Source organism: Frigidibacter albus, from assembly GCF_009908165.1.
In the GTDB taxonomy this organism is placed as follows: domain Bacteria; phylum Pseudomonadota; class Alphaproteobacteria; order Rhodobacterales; family Rhodobacteraceae; genus Frigidibacter; species Frigidibacter albus.
Window position 1 is genome coordinate 1 of the sequence record NZ_JAAAUC010000019.1, and the last position, 21,500, is coordinate 21,500.

Below are 21,500 nucleotides of genomic sequence, written 5' to 3' on the forward strand. Positions count from 1 at the left end.
GGCCTCATGCTCCTGCAAAATGCCGATGATCTGCTCTTCGGTTCGTATCGTTCGCTTCATCGTCCGTCCTCTCCATGGAGCGGACTCTAATCGCAGTTGGAGGAAAAATCCCGTGGCAGGTCACCCCCATGGGGTGGCTTTCTTACTTCCACGCGGGAAAATGTTCAGAGGTCGTTAAATTTTCCGCACGAGTTCGTCGAAGCCTGGACCATCTGCAAAGTGTCGCGCGATCTCTCGAGAGTGACCGCTCCAAGGCTGACTTGTCAGATGATGCTATCAGTGCCATCCGTTTGGCATGGCATCCAATTTACACCACCTCACTTAGCCGACAGTTACACCGAAGAGCATACCCACTGCTGCGGTCGCAGCCATGGCAAGCGCTCCCCAGAAGGTAACGCGGACCGCGCCCTTGACGATTCCCGCACCGCCGACTGACGCCCCAAGCCCGCCGAGAACGGAAAGTGCGAAGAGAGTCGTGGCCGCGACAATGAGAGTGATCTGTGCAACAGGCACGAGCGCTGCGATGATGAGCGGGATGGCCGCCCCGACAGCGAAGGTCGCCGCCGATACTATGGCTGCCTGGATTGGATGGGCAGTCGCCGTCTCCGAAATGCCAAGCTCGTCCCGCGCATGGGCGCCAAGCGCGTCTGTCTCGGTCAGCCGGATCGCAACCTGCCGGGCGAGGGCTTCGTCAAGCCCGCGCGCAACATAGATCTGCGTCAGCTCTTCCAGCTCTGCCCCGGGCGCGTCCTGCAGCTCGCGGGTCTCGCGGGCGATGTCGGCCTGTTCCGCGTCGGTCTGCGAGCTGACCGAGACATATTCTCCGGCCGCCATCGACATGGACCCGGCGACAAGGCCGGCCAGACCGGCGATCAGGATCTCGGGCCGCCCGGATCCGGCCGCAGCGACCCCGACCACAAGACTCGCGGTGGAGACGAGGCCGTCATTCGCCCCCAGAACCGCCGCGCGCAGCCAGCCGATGCGGTGAACCATGTGGATTTCGGAATGGGACAGTCTGCTCATCGGGACGCCTTCCGGGTTATGCGGGGGTGGATGTCGGCCGGTGCAGGGCTCCGGACGCGGCATCGTCCGGCCTCGCAGCGGTCCGCCCCGGCTGGATCCGCAGCGCCCGCAGCGCGTTCAGGATCACCGCGACGTCGATCAGTTCTTGCAGCAGCGCGCCCTGCACCGGGGTCAGGTAGCCGAAGGCGGCGGCGATCATCCCCAGCACCGACAGGCCGATCCCGGCCACCACGCTCTCCATGGCGATGCGGCGGGAGCGTTGGGCGATCTCGATGCCCGGCAGCAGCCGGTCCAGGTGATCGACCAGCAGCACCACATCCGCCGCCTCGGCCGAGGCTGCCGCCCCGCGCGCGCCCATCGCCACGCCGATATCGGCTGCCGCCAGCGCGGGCGCATCGTTGACGCCGTCGCCGACCATCATCACCGTGCCGCCCGCGCGCTCTGCCAGCACCAGCGCCACCTTCTGGCCCGGCGCCAGATCGGCGCGCACCGCGTCGAGCCCAAGCCCTTCCGTCACCGCCTCGGCCACGGCGCGCCGATCCCCGGTGGCCAGCACGATGCGCGCGACCCCGAGCTTGCGCAGCCCCGCCAGCAGGTCCGCGCTGCCCGCGCGCAGCGCGTCCGCCATCACCAGATGCCCCGCCAGCTTGCCATCCACCGCGACCGACACCACCACCGCCCCTGCGGCAATGACCGCCGCCTCGGGAACCGCAACCCCCGCCTGCGCGGCGACGAAGCCTGCCCCCCCGACGACGACATGCCGCCCGTCGATGGTTCCCACGACGCCCTCACCAGCGGTTTCCACCACGCCTCCCGGCACCGGCAGGGCGATGCCCCACTCCCGTGCCGCCGCGACAATGGCCTGCGCGACCGGGTGCTTCGAGGCCTGATCCAGCGCCGCGGCGAAGTGCAGGATCTCATCCTGCGGCAGCGCGCCCAGCCGGTCGATCCGCACGATCTGCGGGCGCCCGTCGGTCAGCGTGCCGGTCTTGTCGAGGATCAGGGTCCGCACCCGCGCCAGCGCCTCCAGCGGTCCCGCGCCCTTGATCAGCACCCCAAAATGCGCCGCCCGCGACAGCCCGGCCACCAAGGCCACCGGCACCGCCAGGATCAGCGGGCAGGGGGTCGCGACCACCAGCACCGCAACCGCGCGGATCGGATCGCCGGTGAACCACCAGGCGGCTGTCGCCAGCGCGACCGTCACCGCGAGGAACAGCAGCGAATAGCGGTCCGCCAGCCGGGCCATCGGCGCCTTGGAGGCTTGCGCCGCCTCGACCAGCCGCACGATCCCGGCATAGGTGCTGTCGGCCGCGGCCCGCGTGGCGCGCAAGTCAAACGCCTCGCCAGCATTGGCCGAGCCGCTCATCACCTCCGCCCCCTGCGCAAACTGCATGGGCATCGACTCGCCGGTCAGCGCCGACTGGTCCAGCATCGCGCCCGCGCTCTCCACCGTGCCATCGACCGGGGCCACATCGCCCTGCCGGATCAGCAGCAGGTCCCCGGGCGCGATTGCGTCCAGCGCCACTTCCTCCAGCGCGCCGTTGCGGTGGCGGGTCGCGGTCCGGGGCACGCGCGACAGAAGATCGCTCATCTCGCGCCGCGCCCGGCCTTGCGCGAAGCTTTCCAGGAAGGTGCCGCCGGAATACATCAGCGCGACCACCGCCGCCGCCAGCGTCTCGCCGACCAGCAGCGCCGCCGACATCGACAGCGCGGCGACAATGTCGAGCCCGACCTCGCCCTTCCATAGGCTCCGCAGGATCTCCACGCACAGCGCCGCCAGCACCGGCACGACGCCCGCCGCCCAGACCGGCCCCGCCAGCGCCGGCTGCCCGGCGAGCCAAAGGCCAAGGCCCGCCACAAGCCCCAGCAGCGCCAGCGCCAGCAGGGCGATGTTCAGACGATCACGTACCGCAGTCATCCGCATCTGCCCCGCTTCCATCCCCGGCCTCGAACAGCCGCCCCACCCGGGTCTCGCGGAAGCCATCGCCGATCCGGTCGATGAACAGCGCGTCCAGCCCCTGCTTACGCGCCATTGCCGCGCCCTCCAAGCTTCCCATGACCATCAGCGCCGTCGCCCAGGCGTCCGCCTGCATGCAGCTGGCATGGACCACCGTCACCGAGGCGGGCGACGTCAGCAGCGGCGCGCGGCGGGCCGGGTCCATCGTATGCGACAACAGGCGGCCCTGCACCTCCACCCAATGCCGGTAATCGCCCGAGGTCGCCACGGCCGCGTCCTGCAGCGCCAGGATGGAATGGGGCGCGCGGCGTTCCGGGTCCGGCGCCTCGACCGCAACGGTCCAGGGCTCGCCGCCCGGTCGCAGGCCAAGCGCCCGCATCTCGCCGTCGATGCCGACGAGGCCCGCGTGCAGGCCATGCTGAACCAGCGTCTCGGCCAGCCGGTCCACGCCGTAGCCCTTGGCGATGCCGTTGAGGTCGAGCGTCAGCGGGGCCTGTTTCCGCACAAGGCCCGCGCCCATCTCCAGCGCCTCATGCGCGGGCACCCGGCCCGCGCGCATCGCCTCCCGGATCCGCTCCGGCGCGGCAGCCTCCGGCCCGAAGCCCCAGGCCCTCACCGCATCGCCCATCCCGATGTCGAACGCCCCGCCCGAGGCGCGGCCGATCTGCAACCCCATCTCCAGTACCCGCCGCAGCCGGTCCGGCACCGCGGCACATTCCCCCACCGGCGCCGCGTTCAGGCGCATCAGGTCGCTGCCGGGCTTCCAGCCGGACATCTGAGCATCGACGTCATCGACCGCCGCCTGCAGGGACGCGCGCAGCGGGGCCGGATTGAACGCCTGCGGTGCGAAGAACAGCGCCGACCAGCGGGTGCCCATCGTCGGGCCGTTGAGCGCATGGCGCCGCAGGTCAGTAAACATCTTCGACATACCGCCCCTCCGCCTTCAGCGCCGCGGGCGTCAGCCCCAGCGGCGCCAGGATCTCGGCCAGTGCCTCCGCCACGCCCGTTGCCATACCCCGACCGCCGCAGACCATGATGCGCGCGCCGCCCCGTATCAGCCCGGCAACCTCGGCCGCCTCGGCGCGCAGCGCGTCCTGCACGTAGAGCGGGCGCTTGCCGCGAGAGACGGCGGTGACCAGCCGGGTCAGCCGGCCGTCACGCTGCCAGCCCGCGATCTCCTCGCCATAGAGGAAATCGCTGTCCGGGTGCCGCATCCCGAAGACCAGATGGATCGGCCGGTGCCGGGCATTGCCGCGCACGAAGCCCGCCAAGGGGCCGATGCCGGTGCCCGCGCCGATCAGGATCAGCGGCGCGCCGCCCTTGCCCGGCTGGAACCCCGGATTGCGGCGCAGGAAGGCGGTGACGGTATCCCCCGGCTCCAGCGCGGTGAGCTGGGTGGAGCACAGGCCGCCCGGCTGCCGCTTCACCACGATCTCGACGAACCCGTCGCCGCGGGCCGAGGCCAGCGAGTAGAGGCGCGGCACCGGCGAGCCTTCGGGCAGGATGCCGATCAGGTCGCCGGCATTGAAGCGCGCGAACCCCGCCCCGGTCAGCCGCTGCCACAGGGTCCTCTTCGGCAGGGCAAAGCGCAGGATCGCGGTCGGGGCCTGCACCTCGGCGCCATAGTCGCGGCGCGAGATCAGGGTGAGTGTTTGCGTCGCGGGCAGAACTGGCTGGTGGGCCAGTTGCAGGTCGATCCCCAGCACGTCCCCGAGGGTGCGGCCCCAACGGGCAAAGTCCTGCGGCGACTGGCGATCCACCGTGCCCAAGGGCAGCAGTTCCGCCCAACCCTTTGCCTGCGCTGCCGTCGCCACCGCCTGCGCATAGGCGCAGTATTCGGCAAAGCTGCGGTCGCCGAACCCCAGCACCGCCAGCGGCATCTTTGGCGCGCGGTCCAGTGCCGCCAGCCGGTCCAGGAACCCCTTGGCCGAGGCCGGGGCATCGCCGTTCCCATAGGTCGCGGCCAGCACGATGACGCGCTTGGCCCGCGCATAGCTCTCCGGTGCGAAAGCCGACATCGGCGCGGCATGAACGCTCTGCCCGGCCGCCGTCAGCGCGGCATGCAGCGTCGCGGCAAAGCCCCAGGTGCTGCCGCCCTCGCTGCCGACCAGCAGGATGGTCTCGGCCCGCCCGGCTGGCTGGTTGCCACGGATCCGGGGCCGCCCGCGCCGCCCTGCCAGCCAGACCAGCACGCCCGTCGCGCCCATCACCGGCACGCCAAGCGCCATCAGCCCCAGCAACAGCCCAAGTGCCACGGCGCCCTGACCCGTGTGCAGCATGTAGATGGTTTCCGAAACACGCTCCCAGGCGCCCAGATCGGCCCAGCCAATCAGCGCGCCGGTGCCCTGATCCAGATAGCCGGTGCCCTGATCTGTCTTCAGCGTGAACACATCCGTCGCGTCGCCGGGATAGGGGAAGCTCAGCGCCCGCAGCTCTGCCACCGGCGTCGCCGCCAGCGTCGGCATCTGGGCGAACGCCGCCCCCGTCTGGCCGCTCACCTCGGGCATCGCCAACGCGGCGGCGCCATCCGGCAGCAGCCCGAAGGTCGAGGCCGTCATCCACAGCGCGGTGGCCGAGGACAGCAGCAGCCCGAACACCGCAACCCGCGCAATCTCCACATGCAGCCGCCCGGCCAGCGGGCCCCGCAGGCGCGCGAACCAGCGCCGCCAGCCGCCCATGCGCCGCAGCACCAGCGCCGCGCCAGACAGGGCCAGCACCAGCATAGCCGCCGCGCCCGCCGCCATCACCAGCCGGCCGGTGTCATCGAGAAACAGCGAGCGGTGCAGGGTCGTCAGCCAGCGCTCGGTCTGGTTGGGGTCGGCAGAGCCCGCGCCCATCCCCGTGGCAGGGTCGATCACGGCCGCACCGGGCGCGCCCTGATCGAACCAATAGGCGGTGATCTGGCCCGAGGGCGCGCGGCGGATCTGCTCCACCCCGTGGTAGACCGGCAGGATCCGCTCCGCCAGCGTGGCCACGGTCAGCCCTGCCTCGGCCTGAGGCGCGGCCAGGCGCCCGGCGGCCGGGAACACCGACAGCGCCGCGCCGCTGAGCGCCAGCAGCGTGACAAGCGCCAGTGCCAGAAGACCCGGCCAGCGGTGGAATGCGCGGATCATGGCCTGTGCCCTTACATGTCGTAGGCGAAACTGGCGACATAGCGGCGGCCCTGGACGGGCGTGCCCGCGCCCGAGGTCGTCAGCGGCACCGCCACCTCGTTCGGGCTGTCGCGCATATCCTCGACAGCGGCGTCGATATGCAGGGTGTAGCCCGCATCGAACAGCGCATCGGCCAGGTCGAGCGTGATCTCCAGCGTCCGGCCCGCGCCGACGCTGGCGCCGGTGATGCCATCGACCTGCGCGGTGTCGCCGCCGGTGGCGCGATACCAGTCGGTCAGATGCTCGTAATATTTCGACTTGCCGCCGGCCATCCACAGGCTGCCGGCATAGGCGCCGGACGCGTCGGTGACGTAGAGCGCGAGATAGGCGCCATCGCCGCCATAGCTGCTCAGCGTGGTGGTCAGCGTGACGGGGCGCGCCGCGGCGATGCCGGGAAGGGTCAGCGCCGTGGTCAGCGCGAGGGTGGCGAGAAGCGATTTCATCGAGAGATCTCCGGGGTTGGGTCAGGGTCGAACGCGCGGCGCAGCGGGTTCCGCCGCGCCGCGGCTTGGCTCAGTTCACCTGAACCTGCGGCGGCGCGCCGGTACCGAAGAGGCCATTCTGCGGAGGCAGCTTGCTGCCGGCGGGCGCGGGATTGCGGGCGCCGCCGCGGCAGCCGCCGTCATCATCATCATCATCATCATCGTCATCGTCATCGTCATCGTCATCGTCGCAGTCGTCATCGTCATGGCCCCACCACGAGCCTTTGCGGTCATCATCGTCATTATCCTCGTCATCGTCGCTGATCAGGATCAACGGCAGCTCCGGTGTCCCATCCTGGGAGATCGCGGCAACGGGCAGCGGGCCGGCGTCTGCGGGGCCGCGCGTCGCGCTCCAGGCGGCAAAGCCAAGGGTCGCGGTCAGCGCGGTGGAGGCGACAAGCAGGGCAAGGGTCTTTCTCATGGCAGGAACTCCTGTTCGGTTGCTGCGGCCAATCTGCGGACCGGGCCTGAGAGCTTCCTGACAGCGCGGCGATTCCTGCTTCAGCTTGCCGTCAGGAAAAACGCCCCGCCGGGGGGGCGGGGCGTCTGGGTAGCAAGGCCCTCAGGCAAACTCGAAATGCTCGAACCGCACCCGCCGCGGGGATTGGCCTTGCGCCTTCAGCCCCGCGAGGATGCCGTCCTTCAGGCCCGCCGGGCCGCAGAACCACAGGTCGGCCTTGCCCACCGGGAAAGGTGCAGACCGGGTCAACCCCTCGGCCGTCAGCCTTCCATCGCGCGCCGAGGCCACCACCCGATAGCTGAAGCGCGGGTTGCGCGCCGCCGCGGCGGCCAGCGTCTCAAGCCCGACCGCCTCCTCCGGCGTGCGCACCGCATAGACCAGGTGGATGTCTCGCCGGTCTGCGGCAGTCAGGCTCTCGGCCCAGGCCAGGAACGGGGTGATGCCGACGCCGCCCGCCAGCCAGACCTGTCGCGCGCCGCCCTTGCGGAAGTTGAAGCGGCCATAGGGCCCCTCGAGCTGCACGGCCATCCCTGCGTGCAGCGCGCCCGGCAGGCGCCGCGTCCAGTCGCCCCGCGCCCGGATCGACATGCTGAGCGAACCGTCGGCGCGCGGGGCGCTGGCGATGGTGAACGGATGCGGCTCGGCCAGCCCCGCCTCGGGCGCGCGGAGGAACGCGAACTGCCCCGGCCGCCAGCGCATCGGCCGGCTCTTGGGCGCCAGCGTCACCACGGTGGTGTCGCCCTGCCCGGTGACCGCGCTGACGGTGAACTCCCGCCGCCGCAGGCGCGGGGCCAGGAACTCGGTGTGCAGCCAGGCGGCCACGCCAGCGAGGCCAAAGCCGTTCAGCAGCACCGACAGCGCCGGATCGGCGCCGGTGGGCAGGTCCACGAAAAACTGGTGGAAGACGATGACGGCGAACAGCAGGCCCATGAACCGATGGCTGAACCGCCAGACCTGATAGGGGATCTCCAGCCCCACGAAGGGCAAGCGCCGGAACCAGCTGACCGCGATCAGCGCCAGCAGCGCGTTGAACGCAAGCTCACCCACCTCGCTCGCCAGCTCGCCCAGATCAGTCTCTCGCACCACCCGCTCAAAGTCGGGCTCGATCTGGCTGTGCAGGATCATCAGCGCCAAAGCCGAAATCCCCAGCCACTTATGCACCCGGTACATGCGGTCGAGCCCGCCGAACAGCGGCTCCAGCAGCCGGGGGCGCGCGGCAAGGATCAGGGCCTGCGCCATGGCAACGACGGCCGCAGCCCCGACGGCGATCCCGAAGCCGGCCTCGGCCCCGTAAGGCGCGTAGGTTGTGACGCCGAGCGCTGCCGTGCCACAACAGAGGAGGGCGACCAGCGCGGGGCCGGTCCAGATCAGCGCGCTGCCAAGCGCCGGGACGCTGGGGACAGACAGGCCCGGCGCAACCTCAGCGCGTTCAGTCATGGCTCGGCGTGCTCCGATCCCGGCGGCGGTGCCTGTCATCCTCATATTCGAACTCGAGCACCTGCAGTGTCGCAGGATCCACCGTCACCTCGATCCGGCGCCCGGCGGCATCGGTGCCGTCGATCTCATAGCAGCCATCGTCGATCTTGATCCGGCGCACCGACCAGCCGTTCTCCTCGGCCAGCCGTGCCACCGCATCCCGCGGCTGCCAATCCGCCATCGGCACGAAGCAATCGTCATCGGCATTCGCCAGTCCCGCCGGGAAGACCGCGAGAAAGCCGAGAACTGTCAATGTCTTCTTCATCAGCCAAACTCCACGATGCGGGCCCGTTGCCACTCCTATGCGCGGCGAAGCTGACGGCAGCCTGAAGCGCAGGCCACCGCGCCGTCAGCCTTGCGTCAGCCGCGGCAGTCAGGAAAGGTCAGCCAAGAGGGAACGGGACCAGACATGCGCATCCTGCTAATCGAGGACGACACGGTTCTGGGCGCCGCCGTGCGCGACCAGGTCGCGGGCGACGGGCAATCTGTGGACTGGGTCACGCGGCTGGATGCGGCGGGCGACGCGATGGCGGGGGCCGCCTATGACCTGCTGCTGCTGGACCTGATGCTGCCCGATGGCCGCGGCATCGGTTTCCTGAAAACCTTACGTGCGCGGGGCGACGTGACGCCGGTGATCATCCTCACCGCGCTCGATCAGGTGTCGGACCGGATCGAGGGGCTGAACGCGGGCGCCGACGACTACCTTGTGAAGCCGTTCGACCTGTCGGAGCTGTCGGCCCGCATCGGATCTGTCGCCCGGCGCTATTCCGGCAATCCCAACCCGATCATCAGCCACGGCCCGCTGGACATCGACCTTGCGGCGCGCAGCATCCGGGTGCAGGGCAAGCCGGTGCCGCTGACCGCGCGCGAATGGGCCCTCTTCGAGGCCTTCCTGTCGCGCCCCGGCCAGCTGCTGTCCAAGGCGCAGCTGGAGGAGAAGCTCTATGCCTTCGACACCGAGGTGGAGAGCAACACCATCGAGGTGCATGTCAGCCGCCTGCGCAAGAAGCTGGGCAGCGCGGTGATCGAGACGGAACGCGGCATGGGCTATCGGCTGGGGAAACCATGACTCTGCCGCGCAGCCTTCAGGCGCGGCTGGCGCTGTCGCTGGGGGCGCTGCTGACGGTTCTTTGGATCGCCGCCGCCTCTGTCACCGCGCTGCTGCTGCGGCACGAGATGGACGAGGTCTTCGATTCCGCCCTGCAGGAGACCGCGCAGCGGCTGCTGCCGCTGGCCGTTGTCGATATCGTCGGGCGCGAGGAGGATGGCGTGACGCAGCGCCTTGCCGCGATCCGCACGCATGACGAGTTCTTCACCTATATCGTGCGCGATGCCGAGGGGCGGATCCTGCTGCAATCCCACGCCGCCGACCCCGCGGTGTTCCCGGCCCATGACGGACCCGGCTTCCGGCAGACCGCGACCCACCGGCTGTTCAGCGATGAGGCTTTGCAGGGAACCATCCGCATCACGGTTGCCGAGCCGCTTGACCACCGTGCCGACGTCGCGCGCGAAATCCAGATGGGCCTTGGCCTGCCGTTGCTGGTGGTGGTGCCGCTGGCGCTGCTGTGCATCGTGCTGGCCGTCCGCGCGAGCCTTGCCCCGCTCAGGCGCTTTTGCGGCCAGCTGGAGGCGCGCACCGCCCGCGACCTCTCGCCCGTTCCCGGCGAGGGCATCCCGTCCGAGATTGCGCCGGTTGCCGTCACCCTGAACGGCTTGCTGGCCCGGCTGAAGGCCACCTTCGAGGCGGAACGCAGCTTTGCCGCAAACGCCGCGCATGAGCTGCGCACGCCGCTGGCCGGGGCCATCGCGCAGGCGCAGCGCCTGCAAACCGAAACCCGCGACCCCGCTGCCGCCGCCCGCGCGGCCGAGATCGAGGCCACGCTCAAGCGGCTCACCCGGCTGTCCGAACGCCTGATGCAGCTTGCCCGGGCCGAGGGCGGCCAGTTGCGGCTGGACCACAGCGCCGACCTGCGCCCCGTCGCGCGCATGGTGGTGGAGGATATCGCCCGCACCTGCGCGCCCGGCCGCATCGTGCTGACACTGCCGCCGCAGCCGGTGATGTCGGACATCGACCCCGACGCCTTCGGCATCCTGTGCCGCAACCTCGTGGAGAACGCGGTGCGGCACGGCGCCAGGGCCGAACCGGTGGAGGTGACGCTGACGCCGGGCGGGCAGCTGATGGTCGCCAATGACGGGCCGGTCCTGTCGCCCGAGACCCTGATCCGCCTGACCGCCCGCTTCGAGCGCGCGGATGCCCGCACCGATGGCAGCGGGCTCGGCCTCGCCATTGTCGCCGCCATCGCGGACCGCATCGACAGCCCGTTGGCGCTGCGATCCCCGCGCCCCGGCGCCTTGTCGGGGTTCGAGGCGTCCGTCAGGTTGCCGGTAGGCGATGCCACCGTTGCCACGCAGTCAGGTATTTCCGCACGCTGAGCAACAGCGCGAAGCGCAGGACAGCAACCAGTGCCAGCCTGTGGTGGCGTCATGCCCGACCAGCGATGCAGGGCAAATGATCGCGTTTCAGGAAGTCGGTCAACGCGCCGACGGCGTCCATATTCTTGGCTTCCGCACAGGGCATTCGCGACGGCGAGGAGGGGTGCTCGGTGTTTTAGTCCTTGCGACAAGGGCTTTCGAACGGGATGCGATGTCCGGGACTCCTGCCAATTTACCGCCCCGAGAGGTCAGGCCCTGCCTGGGTCACGTGTCCTCTCTGCAGAAGTGTGGTCAGGCCGCCTTCGGCCACCTGCGGTGCAGATCATCGATCACGTAGGCATGGGAATGATGTCGACCATAAGGCCAATGCCACGGCTTCGTCGTCCAGGCCTAACCGGGCCTGCACCAGAACAACCGTGTTGACGTAAACCATAGCCCCGGCAGCGGCGACGGAGGCTGCGGGCATTGAACGGGTGGGCGCGCAGCTCACCCTGACGATGGGGGCCCGCAACCTCGCTCGACTGCTGGCAGCATGAGGCCGCGAGGTGACACCAGGCCGATCGGAAGGCCACAAGTCCCGGCATCCAGCGCCAACCTTGGCGCGATGCAAAGAACGCCGTTCAGGCAAGTCAGCGCTCTGTTAGGCCCCGGCAATCGGGGCCGCCGCGGATGCGGCTGGCAGACGCTGGCCGCCTTCTACGCTGCGGTTTTGCCTGTCATTGGTTGGCATTAGCTGATCAGCCGCGCCAGGCCGAAGCAGATCTCCAGCAAGGAGATCTGCCGCGACTGATCGGCCGCCTGCCGAACCCGAGTCTCATCGCCACCGGTCTCCGCGAACCCCGCCGCGGCGCGCCGTATACGTTCGTCACCAATCAAGGCGGGCCTTGCCACCTTCAGATGGAGAGCCTGCGCGATCTGACGGATGCAGAGCAGCTGGCGGACGCGGGGCTGGTCGATGCGGGGCTGGCGGCTCCTTGAGACATTGGCGGCCAGACCTCGCCGGACGGGATTCCATTACGCCGTCATGTCGACCTCGACATCCAGAAACGGCGCGTATTGCTGGGCACCGAAGATATCGGCATCCCCGGCGCTGCCTGAGGGGCGCAGCCGCAGGATGGTGAACTTGATCGCATAAGCCGGATCGTATTCGACGAAGTCGGTCAGGCGGGACTCGTCGATGTTTAAGATTTCGCAGACCGACCGCGGCGTCAGCGCCTTGGACCGCTTCACCAGCTCATAGGTGTCGCGTTCGCGGAAGATCACGTCGAAGGTGATCTTGTCGGTCCCGGCATTCTTAGAGCGGATGGTCTTGGCCAACTCGGACAGAGGTTTGCGGGTATTCATCATGCGCCTTCCCGGCCGACCATGGCCGTATGGGTGGGGAACAGTTCCAGCGGATCATCCACCGCCATCGTGTGATTGAGCGTCCAGCGATAGGCTGGGCTGGCGGCTAGGACTTCGTCGAGCACGAAGGAAACGCCGCCGGCGGTGCCCTTCACATCGGGCAGGCGGGCGTAGAACAACTGGCGGGTGCCGGTCATCGTCACCTCTTCGGCCATTTCACGGGTCGGGGCGACACCCTGCACCACGATGCACAGCTCATGCCCCGGCTTGTCCCGTAGCGGCTCCATGTCGCCCATCACGCCGTTGCGGCCAAAGACCGAATAGTGCAGCTCCCACCCGTCCGGGCCGAAGCGGTCCACCGTCTGCTGGCGCGCCCAGTCGATCACCGCATCCACATTGGCGATGGTATAAGGATCGCGGATCCCGGCCATGCCGACAAAGCGCTCGCCCACCTTGCCAGAGCCTTCCAGCTTGACCCGGAACTGCGGGGCCGGAACGAATTCCATCCCGGTGACGCGGGTGGTCTTTTCGCTGACCTGATCGTAGTGGCAATGGGTCATGTCCAGCAGCCCGCCGGCCACGTATTCATGGAACGGGTTGGAGCGTTCGTACATCGCGTGCCCCGCGACCGAGGCGACGGTACAGCGCTGCTCCGGGGCCATCGCAGTCACCTCGACATGCTTGGCGGTGATCTCCCCCAGCACGGTTTCCTTGGCGCCGTAAGGCTCGGCACAGAAGGACGCACATTCCAGCACCTTGCCAAGGTAGTAGCTCTGCGCCTCGGGGTAGCCCTTGTGCAAGGCCGCCGCCGCAAAGATGGCGCTGTCCGAAGACCGCCCGCCGATGATCACGTCGCACCCTTCCTCCAGCAGCTTGCGGAACGGGTGCACCCCGGCCATCGCTACGATGCGCGAGGTGGCATCGAGCTCTTCCTCGGTCAGATCTTCGCGCGCATCGAGCCCGGTGATCGCCGAGCCGCCGCGGATCTTGGCACGGACATAGTCATGGCTGACCTCGGAGTAGAACCAGCCGATGCGGAAGGGCGGCAGATCATGCTTCGCGGCGAGGTCACGGATGATCTGCACATACATGTCCACCCGGCTGTTGGTGCCGGTATCGCCCGCCGAGCCGATTATCATCGGCACGCCGATCTTGCGCGCGGCCAGCAGCATTTCCTCCAGGTCATGTTCCTGCCAGGCCTTCGGGCTGGCGCAGGTATCGTGCCCCAGCGGCACCGGGCCAATATCGTCGCTGCCGGAATCGGCGGCGATGAAGTCCGGCCTGGCCGCCACCCCCAGATGGAAACTTCCGGTCTTGAGAGGTGCAAATCCGAGATGCCCGTTCGGACAGATGATCTTGAGCGACGCCATGATTGCCTCGTTGTGATGTCCTGCTGAGGGTTCTTATGCAGGTTTCGTGCCGTCTCAACGTCGGCCGCCAAAGCCCTGAAATCACGGGCGGATAATCTCGGGCCATCAGGAACCAGCAGGGCCCGCGCGGAAAAGACACGCAGCGGGGGGCGGTTCACGCGAGGAGGAGGGAGGGAAGGGCTGCGGCGTCAGCTGCGCGCGAAGCCAAGCTTGATCATCTGATGGCGCAGGGCGTGGCGGCTGAGCTTGAGCATGTCCGCAGCGCCCTGGGCATTGCCCTGCGCACGCTCCAGCGCGGTTTCGATCAGCCGGCGCTGATAGGCCTCGGTCAGCACATGGAAGCCGCTGTCGATATGCGCGGGCGCAGGCGGCACTGCGGCCAGCCCGGACCGCACCGTGCGCAAGATCCGGTCCGGCAGGTGCTGGGGAAGGATCACGTCATCATCTTCCAGGATGAAGATCCGCTCCAGCAGGTTCTCGAGCTCGCGGACATTGCCCGGCCAGGGATAGGCCAGGAAGATCCGCTCGGCCTCGGGATCGAGGCCCTTGATGTTCCGGTGATAGAGCGCGTTGTAGCGGCCGATGAAATGGCGCACCAGGGTCAGCACGTCGCTGCCGCGCTCGCGCAGCGCCGGGATGTTCAGCGCCACGACCTGCAGCCGGTAGTAAAGATCCTCGCGGAACTTCCCCGCCGCCACCTCGGACAGCAGCACCTTGTTCGTCGCCGCGATGAAGCGCACATCGACCGAGGTGGCCTTGACGGCGCCCACCCTGCGAAACTGCTGGGTATCGAGCAGGCTGAGCAGCTTGGCCTGAAGGGTCAGGTCCATCTCGCGGATCTCGTCCAGGAAGATGGAGCCCTGGTTTGCCGCCTCCACCAGTCCGACCTTGCGGTCCACCGCGCCGGTGAAGGCGCCCTTTTCATGGCCGAACAGCTCTGACTCCATCAGGCTGGTCGGGATCGCGGCACAGTTGATGTCCATGAATTCGCGTGCCGCGCGCGCGGAAGCGCGGTGGATCATCCGCGCCACCAGCCCCTTGCCGGTGCCGGTTTCGCCGTAGATCAACACGGTCCGCGCCGGGCTGGCCGCGACGCGGTCTATCAGCCGGCGCAGCGACAGGATGCTGGCATGGTCGCCGACAAGTTCGTGCTTGTAGTCTGCCATTGCTGCGCCCATTGCCGCCCCGCCTTACTCGGCCAGCGGGAAAGAGCGCCAGATGCCTTTGCAGGGATTACCGGCGCAGGCTAGCAGCCCCGGTGCCCGACAGGAATAGACGACAGAGGCGATGGTGCAGCTGCCGTCATCCTGCCCGTGCTGGCAGATCGGCGCGCCGTCCTCGGGATGCGTGGCCATCAGCGCCTGCGCACAGGCAACGGACCAGGCGCGTCCCGGCAGCGTTGCGCCAAGATGTTCAAAGCGCTGCTGCGAGTTTCCGGCGAGGCAGTCGCCCTCGGGACGCAGCGTATCGGCTGCCAGCGCCGGGCTGACAAAATGGTTGGTGCGCCAGACCGGGCTCGCCGTCGCAATCTGCGGCCCCGCCGCGCCAAGCTCGACTGCCGCCACCGCGCCGCCTGCATCGGCCATCACCAGCGTACCGCCCCCGGCATGGGGGACCGCGCGGATCATGGCCAGCGCCTCGGCAACGGTCGCGCAGCGGGCCAGCAGGCGGGTCATCAGGAAATAACGCAGCCAACCCACGCGGTGATGCCGCACCGGAACCTGGGTATCGGCCAGCGCAAAGCCGCGGGCGTTCATGCCGCTGGAATAGGCGCCGGGGCTGCCAAGGCTGCCAAGGCAGATCATCGCGCCGGTTTCCACATCGGGGCCGACATGGCGCGCGACCGTCTGCACGCCAAGTTGCGGCCCAGACAGATCGCGGTTCTTCACCACCAGCGGTCCCGAGGGGCCGTCTGCAACAGCCCAGGCACTGCACCCATCCTCGATCCGGCCACCGCCTTTCAGATCGCGCAGCGTACCAAGATGCAGGTGCAGGAACAGTTCCGCCGCATCCAGGCCGAAGCCGGCGGCGATGCCCTCCAGTTCGGCCATCCCCTCGGGCTCCACTGCCGCGTGAAAGGCGTGCTGCGCCGCGACATAGGCCAGCGCATTGCTGTCGATGACACCCTCTGCCCGCGCTTTGGCCACCCGGCCAAGCGTGGCGGCACGGACGGCCTCTGCCGAGGCAGCCCCCGCCTGCTGCACCCCGCGGTCACGCGCCGTACCGCTGAGGGCCAGTTCGATGAAGCCGGTCATGCGGCGCCGTCCTCCAGCAATGAGATGTCCTCGCCCAGCCGGTGACAGGCCGCGATATGGCCCTCGCCGACCGTCTCGCGCAGCGGCGCGGTGCTGCGGCAGATGTCGAGCGCCAGCGGGCAGCGGGTGTGGAACTTGCAGCCCGCGGGGGGATGCAGCGGCGAAGGCAGATCGCCGGTCAGGCGGATCCGCGCCCGGCGCCCGCTTGCCTCGACCTTGGGCACGGCCGACATCAGGCTTTGGGTATAGGGATGGCGCGGGCGGGCCAGGATCGCCTCGACCGGCCCCATCTCCACGATCTCGCCCAGATACATCACCGCCACCCGGTCGGCCAGATAACCGATGACCGAGATGTCATGGCTGATGAACAGATAGGTCAGCCCCATCTCGCGCTTCAGCTCCAGCAGCAGGGCGATGATCTGCGCCTGGATCGAGACGTCGAGTGCCGACACCGGCTCGTCGCAGACGATGAACTCGGGGTTGGACACCAGCGCCCGGGCAATGCCGATCCGCTGCCGCTGACCGCCCGAGAACTGGTGGGGATACCGGTCAAGCTGGTTCGCCTTCAGGCCCACCCTCTCGCAGATGCGGGCGGTGATGGCGCGCGCCTCGGCTTCAGAGCTGGCGAGCCCGTGAAGCCGCAGCGGCAGGCCGACGATCTGCGCCACCGTCCTGCGGGGGTTGAGGCTGGCATAGGGGTCCTGGAAGATGATCTGCATCCGCCGCCGCAGCGCCTTGAGCGCCGGGGCGTCAAGGGCGGTGACCTCCTTGCTATCAAACATAACACGCCCGGCGGTGGGTTCGTGCAGCCGCAGGATGGCGCGGCCAAGGGTGGACTTGCCGCAACCGCTTTCGCCGATCAGGCCAAGGATCTCGCCCCGTTCTACCGAAAAGCTGACATCGTTGACGGCCCGCACCACGGTATGCGGCGCGCCTGTCAGCCGGCCGACCAGGCCGCGGCGGCCCTCATAATGCTTTGAAAGGGACTCGACCTTCAGAAGCGTCTTCATTCCACGGGCTCCCCGCTCAGGATGCAGCGGACACGCCGGTTCGGGCCGGCGGACCGCATCGCCACAGGCGCAAGGCAGGCGTCGCGGTGCAGCGGGCAGCGCGAGTAGAACCGGCATTGCGGCGGCAGGCCGATCAGGTCGGGCACCTGGCCCTCGATCGGCCGGATGGGCTGGCCCCGCAGCGCCGGGCGCGGGATCGAGGCCAGCAGGCCGCGGGTATAGGGATGTTGCGGCTGCGCGATCACCTCGGCCGTTGGGCCTTCCTCGATGACCTGACCGGCATACATCACCATCACCCGGTCACAATGTTCGGCCACGACGCCAAGGTCATGGGTGATCAGCACCACACTCATCCCCAGCCGGGCGCGGATCTCGGTGATCAGCTCCAGCACCTGAGCCTGAATCGTCACGTCAAGCGCGGTGGTCGGCTCATCGGCGATCAGCAGCTTGGGCCGGCAGGCCAGCGCGATGGCGATCATGATCCGCTGCCGCATCCCGCCCGAAAACTCGTGCGGATATTGCCGCAGCCGGCTTTCGGCCGAGGGAATGCCGACCAGCCCCAGCATCTCGGCCGACTTGTCGCGGATGGCGCGCGCCCGGGCGGATCCGCGGCGGGGCAGCGTGTAGTCATGCGCGTCGAAGACCTCGGCGATCTGCTCGCCGACGGTCAGCGCCGGATTGAGGGCGGTCAGCGCGTCCTGCATCGTCATGGCGATGTCCTTGCCGCGGACAGCGCGCATCTGCTTGGGGGTCAATCCCCGCAGGTCGCAGCCGTCCAGCAAGATAGTGCCTGCCTCGATCCGGCCGGGGGATTTCACCAGGCCCATGACCGACGCAAAGGTGACGCTCTTGCCCGATCCGCTTTCGCCGACGATGCCAAGGCATTCGCCGCGATGGACGCTGACATCGACCCCGTCCACGGCGCAGACGGTGCCGGCGCGGGTTTCGAACACGGTGCGCAGACCGCGCACATCAAGAAGGGGCGCGCTCATTCCTGGAACCTCGGGTCGAAGGCGTCCCGCAGCCCTTGGCTCGCGACATTGATGGCCAGCACCAGCAGCAGGATGGCAAGGCCCGGGAAGGTGGAGACCCACCACGCCTCGAGGATGAAGGCGCGGCCATCCGCGACCATCGATCCCCAGGACGCGGTTGGCGGCTGCACCCCGAGGCCGAGGAACGACAGCGAGGCTTCGAGGATGATCACATGCGCCATGCGGATCGTGGACACCACGATCACCGGCGACAGGATGTTGGGCAGGATCTCCCGCAGCATGATATGCCAGCGCGAGGCACCGAGGGCGCGCGCCGCCTCGACATATTCCAGCTCGCGCGTGACCAGCGTTTCGCCCCGCACCACGCGGCAGGGGATGACCCACTCCTTGTAGGCCAGCGCCAGGATGATGTTCCACAGGCCGGGGCCCATCATCGCCATCAGCCCGATGGCAAAGATTAGGTAGGGAAAGCCCAGCAGGATATCGACGATGCGCGAGATCACCACATCGACCCAGCCGCGCAGGTAGCCCGAGGCAAGCCCGGCAAGGATGCCGATGCTGGTGGCGACCAGGATCACCGCCGTTCCGATGAAGATGGAGATGCGGGCGCCGTAGATGATCCGCGACAGGATGTCCCGTCCCAGGGCGTCGCAGCCAAGAGCATAGGACCATTCGCCGCCGGGCAGCCAGGCGGGCGGCTGCATCCGGCGGAAAAGGTCGGTCTCGTTCGGGTCGTGCGGCGCGACGAAGGGCGCAAGGACGGCCATCAGCACGAAGAGCACCACCACCACCGCGCTGGCCATCGCCAGCCGGTTGGCGGCGAAGGTGGCAAGGTTGCGGTGGAAGATGGACTCGGCCTTCTGCGGCGCCTCTGGCACCAGCAGGGCGGGGGCGGGCGGGGCGCTCACAATTTCACCCGCGGGTTGAGGGCGGTGTAGAGCAGGTCCGCCGCGAAGTTCAGCAGAACATAGGTGACGGCGTAGAACAGCACCGCGGCCTGAACCAGGGGATAGTTGCGCAAGAAGATGCTCTCGACGACCAGACGGCCAAGGCCGGGCCAGCCGAACACGGTTTCCACAATCATGTTGCCCCCCAGCAGGCTGCCGGTTTCGATGGCGGCGACCGAAACCGTCGGGATGAGCGCGTTTTTCAGCGCGTGGCGGAACAGCACCCGGCGCCGCGACAGGCCCTTGGCCTCGGCGAAGGTGACGTAGTCCTGCCGCAGAACCTCCAGCATCGAGGTGCGGGTGACCCGCATCAGGATCGCGGTCATCGGCAGGCCCAAGGTGATGGCCGGCAGGATGATGTGCGACAGCGCGTCCCAGAAGGCGGACAGGTTGCCGCGCAGCAGCGTGTCGACCAGCAGGAAGCCGGTGATGGGGACGATCTCGCTGGAATAGCCGATGCGGCCCGAGACCGGCAGGATCTGCAGATGCACCGCGAACAGCATCATCAGCAAGATGCCGAACCAGAACCCCGGCAGCGACACCCCCAGAAGCGAGCCGACGGTGGCAAGCCGGTCCAGCACCGAGTTCTTGCGGATCGCAGCCAGCACTCCCAGCGGGATCGCGGTCGCCAGCGCCACGATCAGCGCCACAAGGCTCAGCTCGATCGTTGCAGGCAGGCGCTCGGCGATCACGTCGGCCACCGGGCGCCGGTGATAGAAGCTTTCGCCGAAGTCCCCCCGCACCGCGTCGGTGACGAACAGGAAGAACCGTTCGTGGATCGGCCGGTCCAGCCCCAGGTCGCGGCGCAAGGCCGCTTCCTGTTCGGGCGTGACCGACTGGTCGCCGATCATGATCTGCACCGGGTCGCCGGGCGTCAGCGCCATCATCGCAAAGACGATGAGGCTGACACCCAGCAGAACGGGCAAGAGTTGCAAGATACGCTCTAAGAGCTTGCCTAGGCTCATGTCCGTTCCCCCCGGCTACAGATCATTCGACGCAGGCGTCATGCAGGTTGATGCGGCTGTCGGCGCTCGGCGTCCAGCCCGACAGGCGCTTTGACACGCCGTAGATGTCCTGCGGCACCCAGAGATAGACGTAGGGGGCGTCAGCGTTCACGATCAGCTCTGCCTCGCGGTACATCGCCGCGCGCGCCTCGGCGTCCATCTCGACGGCGGCGGCATCGAGGATCTTGTCCAGCTCGGGGTTGGCATAGCCGGCCGAGTTGCCCCGGTCATGGCTGCGATGGGTCGGGGTGAAGATGTCGAACGGGTCCAGCGAGCCGTTCCCCCAGCTGGTGAAGTACATGTCGCCCGACTTCGGCTCGCCCTCGGTGCGCCACTTCTCGGTCAGCTGTGCGCTTTCGCCCACCGCAACCCGGGTGCGGATGCCGGCCTTGGTCAGCAGCGAGGCGACCGCCTCGGCGGTGTCCTTAAACGCGCCCTCCACATCCATCGTCACGTCGATGCCATCGGGGAAGCCTGCCTCGGCCAGCAGCGCCGCGGCCTTTTCCGGATCATACTCATAGGCCGGCAGCTCGCTGGCGCCGAAGGCGTCGGGCGACAGGATGCCGTCGATCGAGGCCGCGTTGCCGGCAAGGATCTTGTCGATGATCAGCTGCTTGTCGATGGCATGGGCCGCGGCCTGGCGCACCTTGGGATCATCGAAGATCTCGCCCTCCATGTTCATCGCGATGAAGAAGCTACGGGTGCCGTTCACCGTCAGCACATCGGTATCCGGAGCGTTCTTCACCTGCGCTACCGAAAACGCCGGCAGGTCGTTGATGATATCGACGTCCCCGGCCAGCAGCGCCGCAACGCGCGAGGCGCTTTCGGGGATGACCTTGAAGATCACCCGGTCCACGCAGGCCGGGCCCACCGGCGCGATGTCGGTTGCGCCGCCATAGTAATCGTCGAAACGCTCCATGATGATCGCATCGCCCTTGCGCCACTCGACCAGCTTGAACGGGCCGGTGCCGTTTACCTCGGTCGCCAGCCCGGCCGTGCCGACCCGTTCCACGAACGCCTTCGACACAATCTGCTGGTTCGGCAGCATCGCGGGCAGGATCGGCCAGGGTTCCTTGAGCGTGATGCGCACCGTGGTCCCGTCGATCACCTCGACCTTGTCAACCGGCCCCATCAGCCCCTGCCGCGGGCTGGTTTGCCCGTCGCCCATCGCGCCATCGACCGTGATCCGGTCGAGCGAGAACTTCACGTCCTCTGCCGTCATCTCGGTGCCATCGTGGAACTTGATGCCTTCACGGATCTTGAAGTCGTATTCGGTGGGCGAGACCTGGGTCATCGATTCCGCGATCTCCGGCACCACCTGCATGTTGGCATCTCGGGTGACGATGCCGTCATACAGGTTGCGGATGATCGTCTCGGTCTCGCGTTTGCGGTGGTTGGCCGGATCGAGGGTATCGGCGTCGAGCGTGAAGCCGACGGTCAGGTCCTTGGCCTCGGCGACCGGCATCGCGGCACAAAGCGCAACCGTCGATGCCAGGGCAATTCGGTGAAGTCTTGTCATCCGTAGTCTCCCTATTGGTGCACGCTCTGCGCGCCTGTGTCTCGTTGAAGCGGACAACCTGACTTATGCTGAAATC

20 protein-coding genes are annotated in these 21,500 nt (G+C 68.2%); 3 read left to right on the forward strand and 17 right to left on the reverse strand.

Features of this window, described 5'->3' with window-relative positions:
- Positions 1-321 precede the first annotated feature (321 nt).
- From GVY41_RS19090 to GVY41_RS19125, 8 genes are all read right to left on the reverse strand, one after another.
- Positions 322-1,023 (reverse strand): VIT1/CCC1 transporter family protein, encoded by a 702-nt coding sequence (locus GVY41_RS19090; protein ID WP_066816798.1) that lies wholly within the window; start codon positions 1,021-1,023, stop codon positions 322-324.
- A 16-nt stretch (positions 1,024-1,039) separates the two neighbouring features.
- Entirely contained in the window at positions 1,040-2,941 is a 1,902-nt protein-coding gene (locus GVY41_RS19095; RefSeq protein WP_161348565.1) for a heavy metal translocating P-type ATPase, read from the reverse strand.
- The gene (locus GVY41_RS19100) at positions 2,925-3,908 is read right to left on the reverse strand and encodes an FAD:protein FMN transferase (protein WP_161348566.1); all 984 of its coding nucleotides are present in this window, start codon (positions 3,906-3,908) and stop codon (positions 2,925-2,927) included. Before GVY41_RS19100 ends, GVY41_RS19095 begins: the two co-directional genes overlap by 17 nt.
- Positions 3,889-6,093 (reverse strand): PepSY domain-containing protein, encoded by a 2,205-nt coding sequence (locus GVY41_RS19105; protein ID WP_161348567.1) that lies wholly within the window; start codon positions 6,091-6,093, stop codon positions 3,889-3,891. The genes GVY41_RS19100 and GVY41_RS19105 overlap by 20 nt, the downstream gene beginning before the upstream one ends.
- An 11-nt stretch (positions 6,094-6,104) precedes the next feature.
- Positions 6,105-6,575 (reverse strand): DUF2271 domain-containing protein, encoded by a 471-nt coding sequence (locus GVY41_RS19110; protein WP_161348568.1) that lies wholly within the window; start codon positions 6,573-6,575, stop codon positions 6,105-6,107.
- Between the two features lie 70 nt (positions 6,576-6,645).
- A complete protein-coding gene (locus tag GVY41_RS20220) occupies positions 6,646-7,035 on the reverse strand; it encodes a hypothetical protein (RefSeq protein ID WP_188816078.1) in 390 nt (129 codons plus the stop codon).
- A 141-nt stretch (positions 7,036-7,176) separates the two neighbouring features.
- A complete protein-coding gene (locus tag GVY41_RS19120) occupies positions 7,177-8,511 on the reverse strand; it encodes a ferredoxin reductase family protein (protein WP_229726116.1) in 1,335 nt (444 codons plus the stop codon).
- Positions 8,504-8,815: a PepSY domain-containing protein gene (locus GVY41_RS19125; RefSeq protein WP_161348570.1), complete on the reverse strand. Its 312-nt coding sequence runs from the start codon at positions 8,813-8,815 to the stop codon at positions 8,504-8,506. The genes GVY41_RS19120 and GVY41_RS19125 overlap by 8 nt, the downstream gene beginning before the upstream one ends.
- Positions 8,816-8,959: 144 nt before the next feature.
- On the opposite strand from GVY41_RS19125, the gene GVY41_RS19130 reads away from it, so the two are divergent.
- The 3 genes from GVY41_RS19130 to GVY41_RS19140 all read left to right on the forward strand — a co-directional run bounded on the left by GVY41_RS19130 (position 8,960) and on the right by GVY41_RS19140 (position 11,961).
- Complete coding sequence (locus tag GVY41_RS19130) at positions 8,960-9,619, forward strand: response regulator (RefSeq protein WP_161348571.1); 660 nt, start codon at positions 8,960-8,962, stop codon at positions 9,617-9,619.
- Complete coding sequence (locus tag GVY41_RS19135) at positions 9,616-10,983, forward strand: ATP-binding protein (RefSeq protein ID WP_161348572.1); 1,368 nt, start codon at positions 9,616-9,618, stop codon at positions 10,981-10,983. The genes GVY41_RS19130 and GVY41_RS19135 overlap by 4 nt, the downstream gene beginning before the upstream one ends.
- 669 nt (positions 10,984-11,652) lie before the next feature.
- Entirely contained in the window at positions 11,653-11,961 is a 309-nt protein-coding gene (locus GVY41_RS19140; protein ID WP_161348573.1) for a hypothetical protein, read from the forward strand.
- A gap of 36 nt (positions 11,962-11,997) precedes the next feature.
- Here GVY41_RS19140 and GVY41_RS19145 read toward each other — a convergent pair whose 3' ends face one another.
- The 9 genes from GVY41_RS19145 to GVY41_RS19185 form a co-directional block, all read right to left on the reverse strand.
- Entirely contained in the window at positions 11,998-12,330 is a 333-nt protein-coding gene (locus GVY41_RS19145; protein WP_202456137.1) for a DUF4387 domain-containing protein, read from the reverse strand.
- Positions 12,327-13,697: an acyclic terpene utilization AtuA family protein gene (locus GVY41_RS19150; RefSeq protein ID WP_161348574.1), complete on the reverse strand. Its 1,371-nt coding sequence runs from the start codon at positions 13,695-13,697 to the stop codon at positions 12,327-12,329. Before GVY41_RS19150 ends, GVY41_RS19145 begins: the two co-directional genes overlap by 4 nt.
- A 188-nt stretch (positions 13,698-13,885) precedes the next feature.
- Positions 13,886-14,863, reverse strand: coding sequence for a sigma-54 interaction domain-containing protein (locus GVY41_RS19155; protein ID WP_161348575.1), 978 nt, complete (start codon positions 14,861-14,863; stop codon positions 13,886-13,888).
- Positions 14,864-14,887: 24 nt separating this feature from the next.
- Positions 14,888-15,952: a C45 family autoproteolytic acyltransferase/hydrolase gene (locus GVY41_RS19160; RefSeq protein ID WP_161348576.1), complete on the reverse strand. Its 1,065-nt coding sequence runs from the start codon at positions 15,950-15,952 to the stop codon at positions 14,888-14,890.
- Positions 15,949-16,962 (reverse strand): ABC transporter ATP-binding protein, encoded by a 1,014-nt coding sequence (locus GVY41_RS19165; protein WP_161348577.1) that lies wholly within the window; start codon positions 16,960-16,962, stop codon positions 15,949-15,951. Before GVY41_RS19165 ends, GVY41_RS19160 begins: the two co-directional genes overlap by 4 nt.
- Positions 16,959-17,954, reverse strand: coding sequence for an ABC transporter ATP-binding protein (locus tag GVY41_RS19170; RefSeq protein ID WP_161348578.1), 996 nt, complete (start codon positions 17,952-17,954; stop codon positions 16,959-16,961). The genes GVY41_RS19165 and GVY41_RS19170 overlap by 4 nt, the downstream gene beginning before the upstream one ends.
- Entirely contained in the window at positions 17,951-18,862 is a 912-nt protein-coding gene (locus GVY41_RS19175; protein WP_202456138.1) for an ABC transporter permease, read from the reverse strand. The genes GVY41_RS19170 and GVY41_RS19175 overlap by 4 nt, the downstream gene beginning before the upstream one ends.
- A complete protein-coding gene (locus GVY41_RS19180; RefSeq protein ID WP_161348579.1) occupies positions 18,859-19,866 on the reverse strand; it encodes an ABC transporter permease in 1,008 nt (335 codons plus the stop codon). Before GVY41_RS19180 ends, GVY41_RS19175 begins: the two co-directional genes overlap by 4 nt.
- A 22-nt stretch (positions 19,867-19,888) precedes the next feature.
- Positions 19,889-21,424 (reverse strand): ABC transporter substrate-binding protein, encoded by a 1,536-nt coding sequence (locus tag GVY41_RS19185; RefSeq protein WP_161348580.1) that lies wholly within the window; start codon positions 21,422-21,424, stop codon positions 19,889-19,891.
- Positions 21,425-21,500: the final 76 nt, after the last annotated feature.

What these genes read in the sequence shown, in the direction of transcription:
- GVY41_RS19180 (WP_161348579.1), bottom strand. Translation starts at nt 19,866, where the DNA reads ATGAGCCTAGGCAAGCTCTTAGAGCGTATCTTGCAACTCTTGCCCGTT.
- GVY41_RS19095 (WP_161348565.1), bottom strand. Translation starts at nt 2,941, where the DNA reads ATGACTGCGGTACGTGATCGTCTGAACATCGCCCTGCTGGCGCTGGCG.
- GVY41_RS19170 (WP_161348578.1), bottom strand. Translation starts at nt 17,954, where the DNA reads ATGAGCGCGCCCCTTCTTGATGTGCGCGGTCTGCGCACCGTGTTCGAA.
- GVY41_RS19110 (WP_161348568.1), bottom strand. Translation starts at nt 6,575, where the DNA reads ATGAAATCGCTTCTCGCCACCCTCGCGCTGACCACGGCGCTGACCCTT.
- GVY41_RS19100 (WP_161348566.1), bottom strand. Translation starts at nt 3,908, where the DNA reads ATGTCGAAGATGTTTACTGACCTGCGGCGCCATGCGCTCAACGGCCCG.
- GVY41_RS19150 (WP_161348574.1), bottom strand. Translation starts at nt 13,697, where the DNA reads ATGGCGTCGCTCAAGATCATCTGTCCGAACGGGCATCTCGGATTTGCA.
- GVY41_RS19165 (WP_161348577.1), bottom strand. Translation starts at nt 16,962, where the DNA reads ATGAAGACGCTTCTGAAGGTCGAGTCCCTTTCAAAGCATTATGAGGGC.
- GVY41_RS19120 (WP_229726116.1), bottom strand. Translation starts at nt 8,511, where the DNA reads ATGACTGAACGCGCTGAGGTTGCGCCGGGCCTGTCTGTCCCCAGCGTC.
- GVY41_RS19105 (WP_161348567.1), bottom strand. Translation starts at nt 6,093, where the DNA reads ATGATCCGCGCATTCCACCGCTGGCCGGGTCTTCTGGCACTGGCGCTT.
- GVY41_RS19125 (WP_161348570.1), bottom strand. Translation starts at nt 8,815, where the DNA reads ATGAAGAAGACATTGACAGTTCTCGGCTTTCTCGCGGTCTTCCCGGCG.
- GVY41_RS19130 (WP_161348571.1), top strand. Translation starts at nt 8,960, where the DNA reads ATGCGCATCCTGCTAATCGAGGACGACACGGTTCTGGGCGCCGCCGTG.
- GVY41_RS19155 (WP_161348575.1), bottom strand. Translation starts at nt 14,863, where the DNA reads ATGGCAGACTACAAGCACGAACTTGTCGGCGACCATGCCAGCATCCTG.
- GVY41_RS19185 (WP_161348580.1), bottom strand. Translation starts at nt 21,424, where the DNA reads ATGACAAGACTTCACCGAATTGCCCTGGCATCGACGGTTGCGCTTTGT.
- GVY41_RS19160 (WP_161348576.1), bottom strand. Translation starts at nt 15,952, where the DNA reads ATGACCGGCTTCATCGAACTGGCCCTCAGCGGTACGGCGCGTGACCGC.
- GVY41_RS19090 (WP_066816798.1), bottom strand. Translation starts at nt 1,023, where the DNA reads ATGAGCAGACTGTCCCATTCCGAAATCCACATGGTTCACCGCATCGGC.
- GVY41_RS19140 (WP_161348573.1), top strand. Translation starts at nt 11,653, where the DNA reads ATGCGGCTGGCAGACGCTGGCCGCCTTCTACGCTGCGGTTTTGCCTGT.
- GVY41_RS19135 (WP_161348572.1), top strand. Translation starts at nt 9,616, where the DNA reads ATGACTCTGCCGCGCAGCCTTCAGGCGCGGCTGGCGCTGTCGCTGGGG.
- GVY41_RS19145 (WP_202456137.1), bottom strand. Translation starts at nt 12,330, where the DNA reads ATGATGAATACCCGCAAACCTCTGTCCGAGTTGGCCAAGACCATCCGC.
- GVY41_RS20220 (WP_188816078.1), bottom strand. Translation starts at nt 7,035, where the DNA reads ATGAGAAAGACCCTTGCCCTGCTTGTCGCCTCCACCGCGCTGACCGCG.